Source organism: Agromyces sp. Marseille-Q5079 (assembly GCF_051016555.1).
Taxonomy (GTDB): domain Bacteria; phylum Actinomycetota; class Actinomycetes; order Actinomycetales; family Microbacteriaceae; genus Agromyces.
The window spans coordinates 114,543-134,489 of record NZ_JBPEJF010000006.1 but is presented as its reverse complement, the minus strand read 5'-3'; the positions used below and the strand labels follow the sequence as shown (position 1 = coordinate 134,489).

Genomic DNA, 19,947 nt, shown 5'->3' with positions numbered 1-19,947 from the left:
ATGCTCATGACAGGCTCGGCCGAGCCGTGAGAGAAGAGCGGGAGCACCGGGTTTCAGGCGGCCTTCCCGGAGGTTGCGCCAAGCAGAGCATGGCTGGTCCCACCCGTCGCCGAGATCCTGTCGAGAGCCGTATCTGACAGAGGAGGACATGATGAGCGCAGGCGAGGGAATCAGGCCGATCGAGTATCCCGATTCAGCCGGATACCCCGACGGCGCCGGCTTCCTCGATGAGGGCACCGTGGCCCTGATCGACGAGGTGGCGACGAGCGGGGTTCACGACGTCGACCGCCCTTCGGCCGACACCGATTCCGAGATCCGGGTGCGTCACTCCTCCGAGGACCACGTCTACGCCGCGATCATGGCAGGCCGTCAGGTCGCCACCTTCCGCTACGACCTCGTGGACGGTCGGATCATCGTGCTCACCACGACGGTCGTACCCGAGTTCCGCGGACGGGGCATCGCACCCGAACTCATCGCCGATGCGCTCGACGACATCCGCGAACGTGGCCTGCAGATCACGGTGCGGTGCCCGGTCGTCGCGGCGTTCATCGCCGAGAATCGACAGTTCGCTGACCTGATCGCACCTGAGCGGGATGGCGCGTAGGCGTCGACGACACCTGGGCGGCACGCTCACGCGAGCTCCCTCGGTTGCCTCCCGTCCTGGTTCCGGGTCGCAGGAGAGTCCCAAGAGCTTTCGCGTGCTCACGGGTGAGCGTCCGACGGGGCCGCTGGCGGAGCAATGCTCTTCCAGGTGTGCGAGGCGATGAGAACGATCCACCAGGGTCCGGTCAGGTGGTTTCGGGTGACGCGACGTCCACCGCGCTCCCGTCCGGGGAACGCGGTGAACGTCGCGTGGATGGCGACCTCCGTGGTGCACTGTGGCGCGGTGGCGCGGTCGTCCACCCGGTCACGATGTTCCTCAGGCGCGGCCGAGCGCCTTGCGGAGCACGTGCACCGCCTGCTCGACCGCTGCGGTCACCGCAGCGGAGGGGCGGAGCGGGTTCAGCATCATGAAGTCGTGCAGCGTGTCGTTGTACCGCACGCTCGTGGTCCGCACGCCCGCCTCCACGAGGCGCCGCGCATACGCTTCGCCCTCGTCGCGGAGCACGTCGTTCTCGTCGGTGATCAGGAACGTCTCGGGGAGCCCGGTCAGTCGTTCGGTCGTGGCGCGAAGCGGTGAGGCGGTGATGTCGGCCCGCTTCGCGACATCCGGCAGGTAGCTGTCCCAGAACCACGCCATGGCGGCCGCGGTCAGGTACGGGCCGTCGGCGAACTCGCGGTAGCTGTCGGTGTCCTGGGCGGCGTCGGTCACCGGGTAGTAGAGCGACTGGTGCACGAACGACACGTCGCCGCGCTCCTTCGCGAGGATCGCGACCACCGCGGTCATGTTGCCGCCGACCGAGTCGCCGGCGACGGCGAGCCGCGTCGCATCCAGCCCCTTCTCCGCACCCGAGGTGGTGATCCACTGGGCGGTCGCGTAGGCCTGCTCGATGGCGACCGGATGCTTCGCCTCCGGCGATCGGTCGTACTCGACGAACACGACGGCGGCATCGACGCCGACCGCGATCTCGCGCACGAGACGGTCGTGGGTGGCGGCGTTGCCGATCACCCAGCCGCCGCCGTGGATGTAGAGGATCGTCGGCAGGAGGCCGGTCGCGCCGACCGGCTTGACGATCCGCACCTGGACGTCACCGACCTCGGCGGGAACGGTGATCCACTCCTCGTCGACGTCGGGCTCGTCGATCGGAGCGACCTGCAGGTCGTCCAGGACCTTGCGGGCGCCGTCCGCGCCGAGTTGGTAGAGGAACGGGGGTGTCGAGGTGGCGTCGGCGATGGCCTGCGCCTCGGGGTCGAGGATGTGCGCGTTCATGATCGTGTGCCTTCCGTTGTCGGTGGTGAGAACTGGCGCATCCGACCGATGCCCCTGCCAACTACGACCGGGCCGCACGCCCAGGTGTGACCGACGCGCTCGAGCGAGGACCACGCCATTGCCACCGTCACAGCCACGCCTGCTGCCCGGTCGAAGCTCATGACCGGGTTCGTCCGAGCCTGGTCCGACCCGTCACTCCCCCGGTCCATGAGCAGGAGCAGACCATGAGCGCGATCACTCATCTCCAACCGCTGCGGCACGTCGATACCGCGCACCTCGACGTCGCGTACTTCGAAGCCGGCCCGGCGGACGGGCCGCCCGTGCTGCTGCTGCACGGATTCCCGTACGACATCCACAGCTACGTCGAGGTCGCACCGGAACTCGCCGACGCCGGTTACCGCGTGATCGTGCCCTCCCTGCGCGGGCACGGCGAGACCCGCTTCCTCGCCAACTCGGTGCCGCGCACCGGGCAGCAGGCCGCGCTGGGACACGACGTCATCGAGCTCATGGACGCCCTCGGGATTCCACAGGCGATCCTCGCCGGCTACGACTGGGGCGGCCGCGCCGCCTGCGTCGTCGCAGCCCTTTGGCCCGAGCGCGTCAGCGCGCTCGTATCCGTCAACGGATACCTCATCCAGGACATCAGCACCTCGATGCACCCGATCCGACCAGACCTCGAAGCGGGATTCTGGTACTTCTTCTACTTCCTCACCGAGCGCGGCCGGGTGGGGCTGACCGAGAACCGGCGCGGCATCGCGGAGGTGATCTGGCGCCGAAACTCCCCCGACTGGGAGTTCAGCGACGCCGAACTCGACCGCGCCGCGGCCGCGTTCGAGAACCCCGACTTCGTCGACGTGGTGATCCACTCGTATCGGCATCGCCTCTTCCACGTGCCCGGCGCACCCGAGTACTCCAGGCTCGAGGCGCAGCTGCCACAGCTTCCCTCGATCACCGTGCCGACCATCACGCTCGACGGACTCGCCGACGGCAACTTCCCGGCGCGCGACGCCGCCACGGCGGGTGCGCGCTTCACGGGCCCCTACGAGCACCGCCAGGTGCCGCACGCCGGCCACAACCTCCCGCAGGAGGCACCGCTCGCCTTCGCCGACGCGATCCTCAGCGCTGCGAAGCTCGCTGCGCTGCGCCCCGCGGCGTAGCTCCCGGACACCAGTACCGTCTCGATCGGCTGCAGCTCCCTGACCCGACGCGCTCGGGTGTCGGTCCCTGCACGGCCGGCGTATGGTGTGGCGGGAGAGGAGGTCGACATGACCGACAGGAGTTCGAACGCCGGATGCTTCGCCGGCGGCGGCGCGATCTACGGGCTCGGCATCATCGGCGCCTGGGTGTTCTTCTTCCAGCGCGCCGATGCGTTCTGGGAGTTCATCGGGGCGTTCTTTCAGGGCATCTTCTGGCCCGCGTTCATGGTGTACGAACTCTTCGTCACGCTCGTGGAGTGAGCTGCGGCGAGCCTCGCGTGGCTCGCCTCCTAGCCCGCAGCGGTGCGGATCCGCACCTCCCGTTCCATCCGCTGCTCGTGGCGCTGGCGCCCCTTGACGGCCTCGGCCTCCCGATTCTTCGGCGGGGCGTTCGTCACGAGACCGTCGAGCAGCCGTCTCGTGGCCTCGGCGATCTCGTCGATCGCGCGGTCGAACGCCTCCGTGTTCGCGCGGGACGGATGCGTCGATCCGCTGACCTTGCGCACGAATTGCAGTGCGGCCTCGCGCACCTCGTCATCGGTCGTCGGCGGCTCGAAGTTGTGAAGGACCCGGATGTTGCGGCACATGCGAGCGAGGATACCCGCGGTCGCTCGTGGCGTCGACGGCTCCGCGTGCGGGTGGGCGACAGTACGTCGCCCGAGCGATCGTGCCCGCCGAGGCGGGAGGAGGAACCGATCGACGGGCGCGAGGTATTCCAGACGCGAAGCGCCGTCAGGACCCTCCGAGGGCCTCGACCAGCGCCGCCTTGTTCATCCGCGAGTACCCGGGGATCGATCGCCGCTTCGCCTCGTCGCGCAGCTCGCGGAACGAGGGCTCGACGGCCGATCCAGGCGAGGTCGGCGGGTCGATCTCGGGCTCCACGAAGACGTCGGATTCCACCGAATTCGGGTCGGCGCGCGCCGGACCTGGGGCCTCAGCGGACCTCGCCTCGGCGATGCGACCTGTCGCGTAGTCCTCGGATTCCCGGGCGAGCTCCTCAGCGGATGCCGAGATGGCCGCAGCCCGCTCGACCTTGCGAGACGCGCGGTCGATGCGCTTCGCCGACCTGGCCGCGTCCTTGGTCAGGGCGGCGACTTCGGCATCGAGCTTCTTCACGCGTCGCTTCGACGTGCGCTCGAGCTTGCGAACGGCCTTCGCCGCGTCGTCGACGGCCTCCCGCGCGTTCGCGATCGCCTTCTTCGCCGCTTTCTCGAGCTTCTTCTTGGCCATGGGTCTCCCCCTTCGCCTCAGGCATCCGGTGCGCCCGAGCCTGCGACGACCATACTCCGCACCGGCAATATCCTTCCATGCACGCACGGTGTCGGATGCGGCGTCAGCTGATCAGGAGGAATCGAGGCCGATTCGGCCGCTGCGTCGTGGCGACCGGGTCGCGCGGGCGGCCCGTGCGAGACTCCTCGCATGGCGAAGGCGGCGCGGAGCGAGCTGAAGAGCACGGGCTACGAGATCTTCATCGGCGTGCTGTCGATCCTCTCGATCGTCAACCTCGTCCTCATGTACACCGTGGTCAATGACGAGGCGCTGAACACCGTGCTCCGGGTCATGAACATCCTCTTCAGCGCCATCTTCCTCGCGGACTTCGCGTATCGGCTGACGACGGCGCCGCAACGCGGTGCGTACTTCTTCCGGCACTACGGCTGGGCGGACCTCCTGGCCAGCCTGCCGTTCGCCGAACTCAAGATCCTGCGACTCTTCCGCATCGCCCGGGTCGTCCGCCTCATGCGCGACGTCGGACCGCGCACCCTCTGGCGCACCCTCATCAAGGACCGCGCCGGAAGCGCGTTGTATGCGCTGCTGCTCATGGGCGTCCTGGTGCTGCAATTCGGAAGCCTCACCATGCTCTTCCTCGAGGAACACGCACCCGGAGCGAACATCACGACCGCATCCGATGCCCTGTGGTACACGATCGTCACCATCTCGACCGTCGGCTACGGCGACTACTACCCGGTCACCAACCCGGGCCGCATCGCCGGCGTCGTCATCATCATCGTGGGCGTGGGCATCTTCGGTACCTTCACCGGGTACCTTGCGAACCTCTTCCTGGCCCCGCGAAAGCAGGACGCAGGGGCACGTCAGGCGGGTGCGGATTCCGCAGCCGCGACGCCGAACGTGGCCGTGCCGGAGGGCGGAACGAGCGCCGAGGCCGGCGGCCCGGAGTCACTCCCCACCGGTAGCGGGGGCACCCTCGATGAGATCCGCGCGTTACTCGCCTCCTCGGAGGCGAACCTCGAGTCGATCAAGCTCCTGCTCGGCGGTCCGGACCGCCCGGCATCCTGATCGCACGCCTCGTGCGGCTCGCGGTACCGAGGCCCCTGCTCGGACTCAGCGGTGGACGCCCGATCACCGAGGAGACGTTCACGGGCGCGACCCATTCGACGTTCGAAGGCCGCGCCTTGGCCGCCATCCGCGCCGCCGGTCGCCCTGGGCTCGTCACCGTGACGATCAGCGCGGACGGCTGCGAGCCGATCGAGGTCACGATTCCCGTCATCGAAGCGGATGTCACCCTCGACGCGCGGGCTCAGCCCTGGAGCAGGCCGATCTGAGCCACGCCTCGACCTCACCACCGGCCTGCTGCGCCTCCTCCCCCTTCTGCCCAGGAGCGCGGAGTCGTACTGCGAGACATCTGGGAGCGGAGTCGCGATCTCGGGGCGAGCGTCGGACTCCTCCTCCTGGACGTCGCGGGCGACCGTCTCCTCGTCGTCGTCGGGGTCCTCGAAGCGTCAGCCCGCCTGGAGACCGACTCGCTCCGTGTTTTCGCCGGATCATCGAGCCGTCGTCGGCCCGTCACCGCGCTCAGGACTCGCCTGCCTCAGCCGACGCGGGAGCGTATCGGATCGAGCACCGCCTCCGCCGCCCAACCCGCGGCGTCGGCGATGTCGCTGCGTGTCATGCCGAACTCGCGACGGAAGGTGACCCACGTCGCCGCCGAATCGAGGTGAGCCAGGGCCGCGACGATCGCCCTGCGCTCGGGCGCCCCGAGCGAAGGCACCTCGGCGTCGATCATCTCCTCGAGCATGGCCCTCCGCGGGCTGGGCGTCGCGCCGCTGATCCCCCGCATCGCGGTCTCGGCCACGACGTGCGTCAGTTCCGGTCGACGGTCGTACGACTCCATCGCCGCACGGATCGTGAGCGGCATGTCGAAGATGCTCGGAGCGTCTTCGCGCGGGAAGATCCGACGCTCGATCCATGCGGCCGCAGCGAGCAGCAGGTCGACCCGCGTTGCATAGTTTCGGAAGATCGTGCGCTCGCCGACTCCCGCACGTCGGGCGATCAGCCGGAACGACACGTCGTCGGTGCCGAGCTCTTCGATCAGCTCTGCGTAGGCGGCGAGGATCGCCTCCTGGGTGCGGTTGACGTCGCTCGCAGGTCGACCGTCGGGTTCGGAGGTGGCGGGCATCGTCATGCCCGCGCTCGAGCGGAGGAACGGTTCATCTCGATGTCCGTGACAGGGCCGGAAGGACGTTCAGGACCTGGGCGACGGACCGGTCGAAGACATCTGAGATCTCGGGCGCGCTCATGTCGAAGCCCGTCCGCATGCGCGCCCAGAACTGCGCCGACGCGAAGTAGCGCAGCGTGGACGCCACCCGGCGCAGATCGCGTTCATTCACCGAAGGGTGATTCGTCGCGAGCATCGCCACGAGAGCGCGTGTGAAGAACGTGGCCTCCGGTTCTCCAGTCGGTGAGATGGATGCCGCGCGCGCACACACGAAAGCGAACGCCGGCGACGAATCGAAGGCCAGGAAACGGGCGTGCGACGCCTCCTCGAATTGAGCGACCGTGATGAACGGTGGCAACGGGAACTCGGTGAACTCGATCCAGCCCGCGACACCCTCCAGGAGATGCGATCTCGTCGGGAAATGACGGTAGACCGTCCTCTCCGACACGCCCACCGCCTCGCCGAGGGTGCCGTACGAGATGTCGTCGAATGGATTCTCGCGCAGCGCCGCGGCGGTCTTGGCGAGGATCGCGGTCGGAGTATCGACCCCATCCGGCATCATCCGCCCCTTTCCTTCGACCGCCTGGTCTCCTCGGCCGTTCGCCCCGGCGAAGGTTCGCCGCTCGACGCCTCGACAGGAAGCACATACTGATCCGACGCATCGAGCGTCAGCGCGAGTGACGACACGTACTGCGTCTCACCGTGAGCCCCTCGCTCCGCCGATGCAAGCATATCCGGCCGCTCGAACGTGTACCCGGTGACATGGCAGCGAAGCCGGTCCCCGGAAGGGTTGCCGTCGGCATCGAGTATCGGCGAGGCGATGCCATCCGTCTGGCGTCGCAGGTAGAACCGGCCGCGAGTGACCAGCGCCATGAGCGGCGTGGTGATCACGGCGACCCCGATGGCGATCAGCACCGAGAACGGGCGCGGCCCTTCGCCGAACAGTCCCCCGAACGCCGCGAGCGACAGGAGCGAGGCGAGGCCGACCGAGACGAGGCCGACCGGATTCCAATCACGCAGCATGCCGCGACGGAACTCCGGGTAGGTCGGCGAGAGGTGCAGCACATGCTTGTTGATCGCGATATCGGCGGCGATCGTGACCAGCCACGCCATCACGACGTTCGCGTAGAGGCTGAGCACGAAGCTGATGAGACTGAAGACGTCCATCCACATCAGCCCGAGCGCGATCGCGAGATTGAAGAAGATGAAGATCGATCTGCCTGGGTAGGTCTTGGTGAGTCGGGTGTAGACGTTCGACCACGCCAGCGACCCCGAGTAGGCATTCGTGACGTTGATCTTCACCTGGGCGACCACGACGAGAACGAGCGCCAACCCGATCGCCAGCCACTCCGGCATGATCGATTCGTAGAGGGCGATGAATTGTCGGACCGGCTCGGCGGCCTGCTGACCGAGATCCGGGTCGACGCGCGTGATGAGGTAGACCGCGAGGAAGACGCCGATCACCTGCTTGATGCCGCTGAAGAGCACCCAGCCGGGCCCGGCGAACATGAGCGAGGCCCACCACGACCGCCGGTTCACGCGCGTGCGCGGCGGCATCGCCCGGATCACGTCGATTTGCTCGGCCAACTGGGGCGTCAGCGCGAAGCAGACGGCGGCACTCGCGATGATCGCTTCGAACCTGACGGCGCCGTTCGATGCCCCCGTGAACGCGACGAACGCGCTCACCGCGTCGGGGTCTGACACGATCACCCAGAGGAGCGGCAGCAGCGCGAGGGCGAGCCACAGCGGCGTGGTCCAGAACTGCAGGCGCTCGAGAGCGCGGATCCCGTAGATCACGATCGGGATCACCACGACCGTGGAGACGAAGTAGCCGATCGGAAGCGGGATGGCGATCGCGATGTGGAGCCCCTGCGCCATGATCGCCCCCTCCAGGGCGAAGAAGATGCACGTGAAGACGGCGAAGATCACCGTCGTGATCGATGAGCCGTAGTAGCCGAAGCCCGACCCGCGTGCGATCAGATCCAGGTCCAGGTTGTATCGGGCGGCGTAGTAGGCAATGGGCAGGCCGACGATGAAGATGATGACCGACGCGAACAGGATGCCGAGCACGGCGTTGTTCGTCCCGTGCTCGATCCCGACACTGGCCCCGATCGAGAAATCGGCGAGGAACGCGATCGAGCCGAGGGCCGTGATCCCGATGGAGCCGGCGCTCCAGCGCCGAAACGTGCGGGGAACGTAGCGGAAGGCATAGTCTTCGAGGCTGTCTTCGGCGGCTGCCCGCGCATTGTCTGCCCTCGCCACGTCGCACTCCCGCCGCCTCGCATGTCGGGCCATTGTCCCGGGTCGCGTGTTACAGCCGCATTGCGCGCAGGCAGCGTCAGATCGCCATCGCCTCACGCACGCCTTCGGCCGCGGAGGCTCCGCCTTCGCCTGTGCTCGCCGCGAAGCCGCTCGCGAGCACGAGGTACTTGTCCGCAGCCGCCAACGCGAAGCCGATGTGCTGCTCGACGAGCAGTACGGAGAGGCCCTCGCTCGCGAGCTGCATCACCGTGTGCTCGATCTCAGCGACGATCGTCGGCTGAATGCCCTCGGTGGGCTCGTCGAGGATGAGCAGCTTCGGCTCGGTGATGAGCGCCCGGGCGATCGCGAGTTGCTGACGCTGACCGCCCGAGAGCAGGCCGGCCTTGCGCGTGGCGAACTTCTCCAGGGCGGGGAAACGCGAAAGCTGCTGCTCGATGAGCGACTTGCCGCGCTTGCGCCCATCGGCGATGAGCTGCAGGTTCTCCATCGTCGTGAGTTGCGGGAACGACTGCTGGCCCTGCGGCACGTATGCCATGCCACGTGCGACACGTTTATTGGGCGGCAGCGACGTGACGTCGTCTCCATCGAAGATGACCTGTCCGCTGCGCGGCTTGATGAGTCCGATCGCGACGCGCAGCAGCGTCGACTTGCCGGCGCCGTTGTGGCCGAGCACCGCGACCACCTTGGCGGCAGGCAACGTCACGCCGTGCAGCACGAGCGTCGGGCCGTACCCTGCCCGGATTTCGTTCAGCTCGAGCATGTCAGTCTTCCTCTCCCTGCATTGCGGCATCCGTCGCCTCCGTCGTCGTGCCGGGCGCCACGGGCCCGACGGGCGTGGTCGCGGCGGTGCCGAGGTAGACCTCCTGCACCCTGGGGTCGGCCTGCACCTGGGCGACGGCACCCTCCGACAGGACCTTTCCCTGATGCAGGACCGTGACACGCGACGCGTACCGGCGCATGAAGTCCATGTCGTGTTCGACGACGAGGACGATGCGGCGCTGGGCGATGCGCTGCAGCAGTTCTCCCGTGGCGGTCCGTTCGTCCTGGCTCATTCCGGCGACGGGCTCGTCGAGCAGCAGCGCACGCGGTTCCTGCACGAGCATCATGCCGATCTCCAGCCACTGCTTCTGGCCGTGGGACAGGATGCCGGCGGGAGTCTCGCGCTCATCGATGAGGCCGATCTCCTCCAGCGCCGACTCGATCGCCGGATCGACGCCGCGGCGGGCCCGCAGCAGCGAGAGCGAAGAGCGGTGGAGCCCCGCCGCGATGTCGAGGTTCTGCAGCACTGAGAGCCGCTCGAAGACGCTGGCGGTCTGGAAGGTGCGGCCCACTCCGAGCCGCACGATCTTCTGCGTGGACCTGGCCAGGAGCTCCTGGTCGCCGAGCGTGACCGATCCGGTGCCCTTGGACAGGCCGGTGATGGCGTCGATGCAGGTGGTCTTGCCGGCCCCGTTCGGGCCGATGAGGAAGCGGACCTCGCCCGGATGGGCGTCGAAGGAGACGCCGCCGACGGCAACGAATCCATCGAACTCGACACGCAGGTCGGTGACGACGAGCGAACCACCGGCGGCGGTCACTTCGTCACCCTTTCGCCGACACGCTCGAGCACGGGTGCGGGCTCGGCAAGCGATTCGAGCGGTGGTGTGCGCGAACGCCACAGCAGGCCCTTCGCCTTCTCGAACAGGGAGGATAGCCCCATCGGGAGGAAGAGCGTCACGAGGATGAAGACGAGTCCCAGGATGTAGACCCACCCATCGGGCCAGCTGGATCCGAGACTCGACTGCCCCCATCCGATCGCCATCGCTCCGAGCGCCGGGCCGAACAGCGACGCACGCCCACCCAGCGCCACGCCGGCGATCATCAGGATCGAGGCGGAGGCGCCGATCTCAGCCGGCGTGATGATGCCGACGATGGGGACGAAGAGTGCACCCGCGATGCTCGCCATCAGCGCGGCGACCACATAGGCGACCAGCTTGATGTTGGCGGGGTCGTAGCCGAGGAAGCGAACGCGCTCTTCGGCATCGCGCGTGGCGATCAGCAGTTCGCCGAATCGGCTGCGGTTGAGCTGCCACACCGCGAGCAGGCAGAGGATCAGCAGCGAGGCGGCGATCATGAAGACCATGACCTTGTTCGCATCGTCGTTCAAGACGAAGCCGAAGAAGTACTTGAAGTCGCTGAGCCCGGTGTCGCCACCGGTCTCGCGGATCGTCGAACTGATCAGGACGGCGAGGGCCACGGCGAGTGCCTGGGAGAGGATCGCGAAGTACGCCCCTTTGATTCTGCGCTTGAACAGGGCGTAGCCGAGGACCCCGGCCACGATCACCGGCAGCAGCACGATGGCCGCCAGCGTGAACGCGTCGCTGCGGAACGGCTCCCAGAAGGCGGGAAGCGACGCCAACGGGTCGTACAGGATCATGAAGACGGGAAGACTGCCGGCGGCCGTGCTCTCCAGCGTGAGGTGCATCGCCATGGCGTAGGCACCGAGCCCGAAGAAGACCCCTTGGCCGAGGACCAGCATGCCTCCGCGACCCCAGGCGAGGCCGATCCCCACCGCGGCGATCGCCCAGCAGCAGTACTTGCCGAGGTTGTTGAGCCAATGCATGGACAGCACGGCTGGGGCGACGACCAGGAGCAGCACGGCGAACACCGCGATGCCGATCACTGGAAGCCACGGCTTGAGTTTGGTCATGTCAACCCCCGGGTGCGGACCGTGAACAGGCCCTGTGGACGGAACTGCAGGAACACGACGAGCAGGACGAAGGCGAGCACCTGGGCCATGCTTCCGGTGGTCCAGTCGGCGAAGAACGACAGGGCGATGCCCAGAGCCCACGCGGCGATCACGGTGCCCTTGATCTGGCCGACACCGCCGGCGACGACGACGAGGAACGCGGGAATGATGTACTGCGTGCCCATCTGGGAGTTCGTGCCGCCGATCAGGGACGCTGCGACTCCGGCGACGCCTGCCAGGCCCGAACCCACGAAGAACGTGATGCGGTCGATGTTGCGGGTGCGGATGCCACTGGTCTCGGCGAGGTCCCGGTTCTGGACGGTCGCCCTGATCCGGCGCCCGAAGGACGAGTACTTGAGCCATGCCGCCAGCGCGATCAGGCACAGGACTGCGAGCACGATGGTGAACAGCTGCCGGAGGGGCCACGCGTAGCCGAAGACGTCGATCTGCCCGCTGAGCCAGTCGGGGGCCTCCACGGGCACGCCCTGTGCGGGGAAGATCTGCAGTGCGATCTGCTGCAGGATCAGAGCCACACCGACCGTGACCAGGAGGGTGTCGAGAGGTCGTCGGTACATCCACTGGATGATGCCGATCTCGAGAAGGAGGCCGAGGAGTCCCGCTCCGATGAAGGCCAGCGGCAGCGCGAGCAGGATCGAGACGTTGCTGGAGATGACCACCAGTTGGGTCAGGTACGCGATGAACGCACCGGCCATGATGAACTCGCCGTGCGCCATGTTGATCACCCCCATCTGGCCGAAGGTGAGGGTGAGCCCGAGCGCTGCGAGCAGCAGCAGCGCGCCCAGCGCGGTGCCGTTCAACAACGGCGGTATGAGTGCATCCACGTGCGTTCGCTCTCTGTTCGGTCGTCGTTCTGGAGCGGTGATGATGCGGGGTCCCGTATCCGCCGGGACGCGGGACCCCGCATCCGGCGAGGATCAGCCCGCTGCGGCTACCAGGGCATCGCGGACGTCGGCGGGGAACCAGTCGTAGCCTTCGAGGTACGGGTCGGGATCGATGAAGCCGTCGGACGACCAGACGATGTCGAACTGGTTGTCGGCGTTGATCCTGCCGATGTTGCCCGGCTTGGAGATGTGGTGGTTCTCGCCGTCGAGCGTGACGACGCCCTCCGGCGCATCGACCGTGATCCCGCCTGCCTCGGCGGCGGCATTCACGTCGTCGACCTCGAAGGAACCGGCCGCTTCCACCAGCGCCTTGTAGAGGTACATCGAGATGTACGCCGCCTCCATGGGGTCGGAGGTCACCCCGCTGCTGCCGGGGTAGGCCTTCCATCGCTCGATGAAGGCCGGGTTGTTCGGCGTGTCCATCGACTGGAAGTAGTTCCACGACGCGTAGTTGCCGGTGACCTCGTGACCCATGGCCGGCGCCTCCTCCTCGGCGATCGACACCGAGATGATCGGGGTCGTCTCCGGGGTGAGGCCCGCGTCGTAGTAGGCCTTGACGAAGCCGACGTTCGACGAGCCGTTGATCGTGTTGAAGACGAAGTCCGGGTCCGCGGCGACGATCTTGGAGACCTGCGTGGTCCAGTCGTCCTTGTCGAGGGGCACGTACTCCTCGCCGACGATCTCGATCCCGAGTTCTTCGGCGTAGAGCTTGATGATCGCGTTCGCGGTGCGCGGGAACACGTAGTCGGAACCCGCCAGGAACAGCGTCTTCACGCCCTGCGCGGCGAGGTAGTCCATCGCGGGGATGATCTGCTGGTTGGTGGTCGCGCCGGTGTAGTAGATGTTCGGCGACGACTCCAGGCCCTCGTATTGCACCGGGTAGAAGAACAGGCCGTTGTTCTCCTCGACGACCGGCTTGACCGCCTTGCGGGAGGACGAGGTCCAGCCGCCGAAGATCGCGGCGACGCAGTCCTGGGTGAGCAGCTTCTCGGTCTTCTCCGCGAAGGTCGGCCAGTCGGTTGCACCGTCCTCCTGGATGTATTCGATCTGCTTGCCGAGGATGCCGCCGTCGGCGTTGATCTCGTCGGCGGCCATGTGCAGCACGTTGGAGACCGTCTGCTCCGAAATCGCCATACCCCCGGTGAGGGAGTTGAGGAAGCCGAGCTTGATCGTGTCGCCGGACGTGTCGATGCAGCTCTCGGCCGCCGCGGCGCCGGAATCCGCCTCTGCGGTGTCACCGGCGCGGGACCCGCAGCCGGCGAGCACGAGGACGGCTGCCGTCGCGAGGGCGGGGACAGCCAGCATGCGGCGCGCCCTTCGAGTTCGTGTCGCGTTCATGTGGAACTCCGTTTCTGTGTAATGCACGGGTGATGCGTTCTCGGGTGCGGTGCTACCTTCGTCCGGACTGCGCGCCGCATGACCCGGTCGCGCCGACGTCCTTTCGGGGACGGCGAATGGCGGGACACCGTGAGGGCGGGCGACGAGGAGATGACGGAACAGGCTGATCAGTGAATCTCGGCGCGTTGCAGGATGCTGAGCCGGTGGTGCCTTGCGTTTGGGTGCCGGATGGTGCCGGGCCTCGTATGCCGGTTCGGATCGGCGGAGGGTGATCGCCGACCGTTGCGGTAGTGCCAGCATGGAACCGTGGCATTACTCTGACATTTCTCTAATGTTCCGATCTGGTTAACCATCAGCCGAACTCTCGGACAAAATCGCCGCGATTCCGGGCATCCACGACCAAGCACTCGAAATCGGCTCCGGCGAGGAACCCGGTGAAAGAACTCGATATGGCACACTTCTGACATCACCCGTCGGAGGCCCACATGCACTTCACTCCCGCCGAAACCGAGAAGCTCCTGCTGTCGGTCGCAGCGATGGTCGCGCGCGACCGGCTCGAGCGGGGCATCCTGCTCAACCACCCCGAGACCGTCGCTCTGCTCTCGAGCTGGGTCATCGAACGGGCCAGAGAAGGTCGCGGTGTCGCCGAGCTGATGCAGGAGGGCCGCACCGTGCTCCGGCGTGATCAGGTAATGCCGGGCGTACCTGAGATGCTCCCCGACGTGCAGGTCGAGGCGACGTTCCCGGATGGCCGCAAGCTCGTCACCGTCCACCACCCGATCGACTGAGGAGTCGCCGTGGCATCCCCTTCACCGCATGGCCCTGGCGCCTACCGAATCCAGCCGGGGCGCATCGAGCTCAATGCCGATCGCAGCGACGCCGAGCGTATTCGGCTCGTGTTCGTGAACACGGGCGACCGACCGATCCAGATCGGTTCTCACATCCACCTCCCCGACGTGAACGGCGCCCTCGAGTTCGACCGGGCCGCCGCGCACGGATTCCGGCTCGACATCCCCTCCGGGACCTCGCAGCGCTTCGAGCCGGGCGCATCGCGCGCGCTCGACGCCGTGTCACTGCGCGGGGCACGCCGGGTGCCCGGCATCCAGATCAAGACCGATGGCGAGGAGGTGCTCCATGGTCTGGCTTGACCGTTCACGATACGCAGCGATCTACGGGCCGACGGTCGGAGACGAGGTCAGGCTCGGCGACACCGACCTGTGGATCCAGATCGAGCGCGACCTCACGGTCGGCGGCGAGGAGGCCGTCTTCGGCGGCGGCAAGTCGATCCGCGAGTCCATGGCGCAGGCGACGACGACGCGAGCCGACGGCGCCCTCGACACGGTCATCACGAACGCGATCATCCTGGACTGGTGGGGCATCATCCGAGCCGATATCGGCATCCGAGATGGTCGCATCGTCGGGATCGGGCACGCGGGCAATCCCGACATCAGCGACGGCATCGACATGATCATCGGGCCGTCCACGGATGTCATCTCCGGTGAGGGACGCATCGTCACCGCGGGCGCCATCGACTCGCACGTCCATCTGCTCTCGCCCTCGCAGATCCACGAGGCACTCGCCACCGGCATCACGACGATCGTGGGCGGCGGCACCGGACCATCGGAGGGGTCCAAGGCGACGACGGTCACCCCGGGTGCCTGGCATCTGTCCGCCATGCACCGTGCGCTCGATCCGCTGCCGGTCAACATCCTGCTGCTCGGCAAGGGCAACACGGTGTCGATGGCCGCCCTGAAGGAGCAGGCTCTCGCAGGCGCCGCCGGCTACAAGGTGCACGAGGACTGGGGCTCCTCCCCCGCTGCGATCGACGCGTCACTGCGTGCGGCCGAGGATTGGGGCCTGCAGGTCGCCTTGCACTCGGATTCACTGAACGAGGCGGGATTCGTCGAGTCCACGATCGCGGCGATGGGCGGCCGATCGATCCACGCGTTCCACGTCGAGGGCGCCGGCGGCGGGCACGCCCCCGACATCCTCTCGATCGCAGGGCTGCCCCACGTGATCCCGGGTTCCACGAACCCGACGCTGCCTCATACGGTCAACACGGTCGCCGAGCACCTCGACATGCTGATGGTCTGCCATCACCTCAACCCGGCCGTGCCGGAGGACCTCGCGTTCGCCGAGTCGCGCATCCGTGCCACCACGATCGCCGCGGAGGACATCCTTCACGACATCGGTGCCCTGTCCGTGACCTCGTCGGACGCGCAGGCCATGGGCCGGATCGGCGAGGTGGTCACGCGCACCTGGCAGGTCGCGCACGTCATGAAACACCGTCGCGGCCCGTTGGACGGCGGGATGCCGGCAGACAATGAGCGCGCGCGTCGGTACGTGGCGAAATACACGATCAATCCGGCGATCGCGCACGGGATCGCCTACGACGTGGGATCGGTCGAGGTCGGCAGGCTTGCCGACCTCGTGGTGTGGGACCCGAAGTTCTTCGGTGTCCGGCCCGCCGTCGTCGTCAAGGGCGGCGCAATCGCATGGGCCGCGCTCGGCGACCCGAACGCCTCCATCCCGACGCCGCAGCCCGTGATGATGCGACCGTCCTTCGGCGACACGATCGGGGCGGACCTGTCGGTGACGTATGTCTCGCCTGCGGCGCTCGATGCCGGCCTCGCCGAGACGCTCGGACTGCGTCGCCGACTGGCAGGTGTCGAGCCCACGCGTCATATCGGCAAGGCCGACATGAAGAACAACGACGTCCTGCCCACGATCCGCATTCGTCCCGACACGTTCGAGATCGCGATCGACGGCGAGGACGTCGAACCGGCGCCCGCGGCATCCCTCCCACTCGCGCAGCTGTACAACCTCTTCTGATGCAGCCGTCACCGCACACGATCAGCCTCCTGCTGGCGGATGCGCGCCTCCCCAGTGGCGGCCATGCGCAGTCGTCAGGGGTGGAGCCGGCCCTGCTGGCAGGGATGCCGGTCGCGGACGTGCCCGCATTCCTGCGTGCCAGAGCGCGGACGACGGCATTGGTGGATGCCGGCACTGCGGTGCTCGCCCGGCACGCGGCGCTCGACTGCATCCCGATGGCACCGATCGAGCGGGCATGGGTCGCGCGAACGCCGAGCCGCGCGATCCGTGATGCTGCGAAGGACCTCGGACGCGGCTTATTTCGGCTTGCCGGGCAGATCTGGCCCGAAGTGCGGAACTCGCTCGACGACCTCGACCAGTCCCCGCCGCGGCCGCTCGTGCTCGGCGCGATCGCCGCACACGCGGGAATCGATGCCGAGAGCCTGGTGCGGCTCACCGTCTACGACGACATGGCCTGCGCCGTGGCCGCGCTCCTCAAGCTCGAACCCGGCGATCCCGCGCACGGCGTCGCGATGGTGCTCGACGCCTGTTCGTCGATCGAGCCTCACGTCGCCGCCGTGTCGAACATCACATCCACCCACCAGATCCCCGCGGCGAGCGCGCCGCAAAGCGAGGCATGGGCGGAAGCCCATGCCCTGACCACCAGGAGGCTCTTCCGTGCCTGAGAACACCCACACCCCCACCCGCGCCCTGCGCCTGGGCGTTGCCGGACCCGTGGGTACCGGCAAGTCCTCGCTCATCGCGACCGTCTGCCGATCCCTCGCCGACGAACTCCGGCTCGGGGTCATCACGAATGACATCTACACCGACGAGGACGCTCGATTCCTCCGCTCCGCCGGGGTTCTCGAACCGGAGCGCATCCGCGCGGTCGAGACCGGCGCGTGCCCGCACACCGCCATTCGCGATGACATCACCACGAACCTTCTCGCCGCCGAAGACCTCGAGCGTGACTTCGCCCCCCTCGATGTCGTGCTCATCGAGTCCGGCGGCGACAACCTCACCGCGACGTTCTCACCGGCACTGGTCGACGCGCAGATCTTCGTGCTCGATGTGGCCGGCGGCGGCGACGTGGCTCGCAAGGGCGGCCCGGGCATCGGCCGAGCCGACCTGCTGGTGGTCAACAAGACGGACCTCGCGCCCTACGTCGGCGTCGACGTGCCGCAGATGGTGGCGGATGCGTCGGAGGCCCGCGACGGCCGGGCCGTCCTGGCGCTGTCGCGCTCGGATGCCGCGTCCGTCACCGCACTGCGCACCTGGGTGCTCGGCGTTCTCGAGAGCCATCGCCGCGGCACGCACGTGCCTCAGGACCCCGGGCCGATGGCACCGCACTTCCACGCCGATGAAGAACACCCCGACGGCGGCTTCGTGCACCGTCACGACGAGGAGGGCGCCGACGAGCACCACTCGAGTACGCCACATCACCAGCACTCGCTTTCCGACACTCGGAAATGACGACGACACGGATCGCGGTGCGGGCGGGCCATCCCCGCGCACAGGTCGACCTGGTCGTCGGCGCGCTGGCTCCTCGACTTGTCGATCGCACCTCCTGCACCGCGCACGTCGCGCTCACCGCAGCGGGCATGCTCCTGCTCGGCGGCGACCTCGTCGACGTCGAGGTGGACGTGGGGCCCGACTGCACCCTCGAACTCGAAGACGTCGGCGGCATGGTCGCCTACCGCGCCCTGACGTCGGCATCTCAGGTGACGCTTGCTGCACGGGTGGGATCAGGCGGCACGCTCCTCTGGCGTGCCCTGCCGTTGGTCGTCGCAGCGGGCGCACGCGTCGATCGCCGCACGCAGATCGACCTCGACACGGGCGGATGCGCTGTCATCCGGGAGACCGTCGTGCTGGGTCGGCAGGGCGAGGAGGGTGGGAGTCTCTCGTCCCACCTCTCGATCACGAATCCCGACGGACCCGTGCTCACCGAGGAACTCTCCCTCGACGGGTCATTCCCCGAGCCAGGGGTCTTGGGCTCGGAACGAGTGCTGGATGCGGTCATCGCGATCGGATTCCGCCCCGATCCCGAGCCCGGGGCGTTGCTGCTCGACCAGCCCGGCGCGGTGGCAAGACATCTGGGCCATCACACGCACGATTCGCCATTGGATCGCGTGTGGGCGGAATGGGCCGAGCAAGCCACGTCGACTGCCGCGTCCGTCGCAACCGGTGCCGTGCCGATCCCGGCCGGAGCCTCGTCGACGCCTCGAGCGATCGACTCGGTCGGGGCGATCGAGTGAACCGCAATGCCATGGGCGCGGAGGCTCTGCGCCCGACATCCTCGAAGATCAGCACCCTCTCCCCGTCAACGCGCTCTCCTCACCACCGCGCACACCTGCCGCTCGTGGGTATGTTCGGAGTCATTCTGACCCTCCACGTCGCGGGGTTCAGTCTCCTTCTGACACAGGGCGGCGGAGGATCGGGTACGGGCGCCGTCCTCAGCGTCGGGGTGGGGCTGACGGCCTACGTCCTGGGTCTCCGGCACGCGTTCGACGCCGACCACATCGCGGCGATCGACAACACCACGCGGAAGCTGATCAGTGACGGCAGGAAGCCCGTGTCGGTCGGGTTCTGGTTCTCCCTCGGTCATTCCTCCGTCGTGCTGGTGCTCGTACTGCTGCTCGCGCTCGGCGTGGGCGCCCTGGCCGGTCCGCTCCAGGACGACGGGTCCGTGCTGCACCGGGTCACCGGCACCGTCGGCACGACCGTGTCGGCCCTATTCCTGGGCGTCATTGCGGCGATCAATGTCGTCCTGTTGGCATCGACGTGGCGAACCTATCGGCAGGTGCGCTCCGGTGAGATGACGATGACGCAGGTGGAGGAGCAGGCGACGACACGCGGCCCCCTGGCCCGTCTCTTCACACCTGTGATGCGCACCATCCGTGCACCATGGCAGATGTATCCACTCGGCGTCCTCTTCGGCTTCGGGTTCGACACCGCAACCGAGGTGGGTTTGCTGGTCCTTGCCGCAACCAGCACCGCGTCCGGTATCGCGTGGTACACCCTGCTGGCATTACCGCTCCTCTTCGCCGCGGGCATGTCTCTCCTCGACACCGCCGATGGTCTGGTGATGCGCTACGCCTACGGTTGGGCGTTCACCGACGGCGCGCGCAAGCTTCGGTACAACCTCACCATCACCGCGATCTCGGTCGTGGTCGCCGTCGCCGTCGGAACCACCGAGCTTGTCGCGTTGCTCGGTGAGGAACTCGGTCTCGACGGTGGCGTGTGGCAGTTCGCAGCCAGTGTGAACCTCAATGCGATCGGGTTCGGGATCGCCGGTGGCCTGATCGCCATATGGCTCGGCGCTGTCATCGTGTGGCGGCGAGCGCGCCAGATGTAAGACCCTGGTCGGCCGCGACCATGCCCGCCTA

Annotated in this window: 23 protein-coding genes; 12 read left to right on the top strand and 11 right to left on the bottom strand. The window is 67.6% G+C overall.

Features of this window, described 5'->3' with window-relative positions; genetic code table 11:
• Positions 1-151: 151 nt before the first annotated feature.
• Positions 152-604, top strand: a complete 453-nt coding sequence (locus tag ACR3IO_RS14645; RefSeq protein ID WP_434071946.1) for a GNAT family N-acetyltransferase — start codon at positions 152-154, stop codon at positions 602-604.
• 315 nt (positions 605-919) lie between these two features.
• Here ACR3IO_RS14645 and ACR3IO_RS14640 read toward each other — a convergent pair whose 3' ends face one another.
• The gene (locus ACR3IO_RS14640; protein WP_434071945.1) at positions 920-1,870 is read right to left on the bottom strand and encodes an alpha/beta hydrolase; all 951 of its coding nucleotides are present in this window, start codon (positions 1,868-1,870) and stop codon (positions 920-922) included.
• A 224-nt stretch (positions 1,871-2,094) separates the two neighbouring features.
• On the opposite strand from ACR3IO_RS14640, the gene ACR3IO_RS14635 reads away from it, so the two are divergent.
• Together ACR3IO_RS14635 and ACR3IO_RS14630 are read left to right on the top strand one after the other, a co-directional pair.
• Entirely contained in the window at positions 2,095-3,027 is a 933-nt protein-coding gene (locus ACR3IO_RS14635; RefSeq protein ID WP_434071944.1) for an alpha/beta fold hydrolase, read from the top strand.
• A 108-nt stretch (positions 3,028-3,135) separates the two neighbouring features.
• Positions 3,136-3,327, top strand: coding sequence for a hypothetical protein (locus tag ACR3IO_RS14630; RefSeq protein WP_434071943.1), 192 nt, complete (start codon positions 3,136-3,138; stop codon positions 3,325-3,327).
• Between the two features lie 29 nt (positions 3,328-3,356).
• On the opposite strand, the gene ACR3IO_RS14625 is transcribed toward ACR3IO_RS14630, so the two are convergent.
• Together ACR3IO_RS14625 and ACR3IO_RS14620 are read right to left on the bottom strand one after the other, a co-directional pair.
• Entirely contained in the window at positions 3,357-3,653 is a 297-nt protein-coding gene (locus tag ACR3IO_RS14625; RefSeq protein ID WP_434071942.1) for a DUF2277 domain-containing protein, read from the bottom strand.
• A gap of 145 nt (positions 3,654-3,798) precedes the next feature.
• Complete coding sequence (locus tag ACR3IO_RS14620; protein WP_434071941.1) at positions 3,799-4,296, bottom strand: hypothetical protein; 498 nt, start codon at positions 4,294-4,296, stop codon at positions 3,799-3,801.
• A gap of 189 nt (positions 4,297-4,485) precedes the next feature.
• On the opposite strand from ACR3IO_RS14620, the gene ACR3IO_RS14615 reads away from it, so the two are divergent.
• Positions 4,486-5,361 carry an ion transporter gene (locus tag ACR3IO_RS14615; RefSeq protein WP_434071940.1) on the top strand — a complete coding sequence of 292 codons (876 nt, stop codon included), beginning with the start codon at positions 4,486-4,488 and terminating at the stop codon, positions 5,359-5,361.
• A gap of 11 nt (positions 5,362-5,372) precedes the next feature.
• Positions 5,373-5,627 (top strand): hypothetical protein, encoded by a 255-nt coding sequence (locus ACR3IO_RS14610; RefSeq protein ID WP_434071939.1) that lies wholly within the window; start codon positions 5,373-5,375, stop codon positions 5,625-5,627.
• Between the two features lie 266 nt (positions 5,628-5,893).
• Here the strand turns inward: ACR3IO_RS14610 and ACR3IO_RS14605 are convergent, their stop codons facing one another.
• The 8 genes from ACR3IO_RS14605 to urtA form a co-directional block, all read right to left on the bottom strand.
• On the bottom strand, positions 5,894-6,487 hold the full coding sequence (locus tag ACR3IO_RS14605) for a TetR/AcrR family transcriptional regulator (RefSeq protein ID WP_434071938.1): 594 nt from the start codon (positions 6,485-6,487) through the stop codon (positions 5,894-5,896).
• A gap of 25 nt (positions 6,488-6,512) precedes the next feature.
• Positions 6,513-7,079: a TetR/AcrR family transcriptional regulator gene (locus ACR3IO_RS14600; protein WP_434071937.1), complete on the bottom strand. Its 567-nt coding sequence runs from the start codon at positions 7,077-7,079 to the stop codon at positions 6,513-6,515.
• On the bottom strand, positions 7,079-8,878 hold the full coding sequence (locus tag ACR3IO_RS14595) for a purine-cytosine permease family protein (protein ID WP_434071936.1): 1,800 nt from the start codon (positions 8,876-8,878) through the stop codon (positions 7,079-7,081). The genes ACR3IO_RS14600 and ACR3IO_RS14595 overlap by 1 nt, the downstream gene beginning before the upstream one ends.
• Positions 8,859-9,542 carry an ATP-binding cassette domain-containing protein gene (locus ACR3IO_RS14590; RefSeq protein ID WP_434071935.1) on the bottom strand — a complete coding sequence of 228 codons (684 nt, stop codon included), beginning with the start codon at positions 9,540-9,542 and terminating at the stop codon, positions 8,859-8,861. The genes ACR3IO_RS14595 and ACR3IO_RS14590 overlap by 20 nt, the downstream gene beginning before the upstream one ends.
• A 1-nt stretch (position 9,543) precedes the next feature.
• On the bottom strand, positions 9,544-10,359 hold the full coding sequence (gene urtD, locus ACR3IO_RS14585) for an urea ABC transporter ATP-binding protein UrtD (protein ID WP_434071934.1): 816 nt from the start codon (positions 10,357-10,359) through the stop codon (positions 9,544-9,546).
• Positions 10,356-11,444, bottom strand: coding sequence for an urea ABC transporter permease subunit UrtC (urtC, locus tag ACR3IO_RS14580; protein ID WP_434071933.1), 1,089 nt, complete (start codon positions 11,442-11,444; stop codon positions 10,356-10,358). Before urtC ends, urtD begins: the two co-directional genes overlap by 4 nt.
• Positions 11,445-11,467: 23 nt before the next feature.
• Positions 11,468-12,352: an urea ABC transporter permease subunit UrtB gene (gene urtB, locus ACR3IO_RS14575; protein WP_434071932.1), complete on the bottom strand. Its 885-nt coding sequence runs from the start codon at positions 12,350-12,352 to the stop codon at positions 11,468-11,470.
• A 93-nt stretch (positions 12,353-12,445) separates the two neighbouring features.
• Positions 12,446-13,717, bottom strand: a complete 1,272-nt coding sequence (gene urtA / locus ACR3IO_RS14570; RefSeq protein ID WP_434071931.1) for an urea ABC transporter substrate-binding protein — start codon at positions 13,715-13,717, stop codon at positions 12,446-12,448.
• Positions 13,718-14,235: 518 nt separating this feature from the next.
• On the opposite strand from urtA, the gene ACR3IO_RS14565 reads away from it, so the two are divergent.
• The 7 genes from ACR3IO_RS14565 to ACR3IO_RS14535 are packed head-to-tail and all read left to right on the top strand — an operon-like array spanning position 14,236 to position 19,916.
• On the top strand, positions 14,236-14,538 hold the full coding sequence (locus ACR3IO_RS14565) for an urease subunit gamma (RefSeq protein WP_434071930.1): 303 nt from the start codon (positions 14,236-14,238) through the stop codon (positions 14,536-14,538).
• 9 nt (positions 14,539-14,547) lie between these two features.
• On the top strand, positions 14,548-14,898 hold the full coding sequence (ureB, locus tag ACR3IO_RS14560) for an urease subunit beta (RefSeq protein ID WP_434071929.1): 351 nt from the start codon (positions 14,548-14,550) through the stop codon (positions 14,896-14,898).
• On the top strand, positions 14,885-16,582 hold the full coding sequence (locus ACR3IO_RS14555; RefSeq protein WP_434071928.1) for an urease subunit alpha: 1,698 nt from the start codon (positions 14,885-14,887) through the stop codon (positions 16,580-16,582). Before ureB ends, ACR3IO_RS14555 begins: the two co-directional genes overlap by 14 nt.
• The gene (locus tag ACR3IO_RS14550; protein WP_434071927.1) at positions 16,582-17,247 is read left to right on the top strand and encodes an urease accessory protein UreF; all 666 of its coding nucleotides are present in this window, start codon (positions 16,582-16,584) and stop codon (positions 17,245-17,247) included. The genes ACR3IO_RS14555 and ACR3IO_RS14550 overlap by 1 nt, the downstream gene beginning before the upstream one ends.
• Positions 17,240-18,034, top strand: coding sequence for an urease accessory protein UreG (gene ureG, locus ACR3IO_RS14545; protein WP_434071926.1), 795 nt, complete (start codon positions 17,240-17,242; stop codon positions 18,032-18,034). The genes ACR3IO_RS14550 and ureG overlap by 8 nt, the downstream gene beginning before the upstream one ends.
• Positions 18,031-18,816, top strand: coding sequence for an urease accessory protein UreD (locus ACR3IO_RS14540; RefSeq protein WP_434071925.1), 786 nt, complete (start codon positions 18,031-18,033; stop codon positions 18,814-18,816). The genes ureG and ACR3IO_RS14540 overlap by 4 nt, the downstream gene beginning before the upstream one ends.
• Positions 18,813-19,916 carry a HoxN/HupN/NixA family nickel/cobalt transporter gene (locus ACR3IO_RS14535; protein WP_434071924.1) on the top strand — a complete coding sequence of 368 codons (1,104 nt, stop codon included), beginning with the start codon at positions 18,813-18,815 and terminating at the stop codon, positions 19,914-19,916. The genes ACR3IO_RS14540 and ACR3IO_RS14535 overlap by 4 nt, the downstream gene beginning before the upstream one ends.
• Positions 19,917-19,947: the final 31 nt, after the last annotated feature.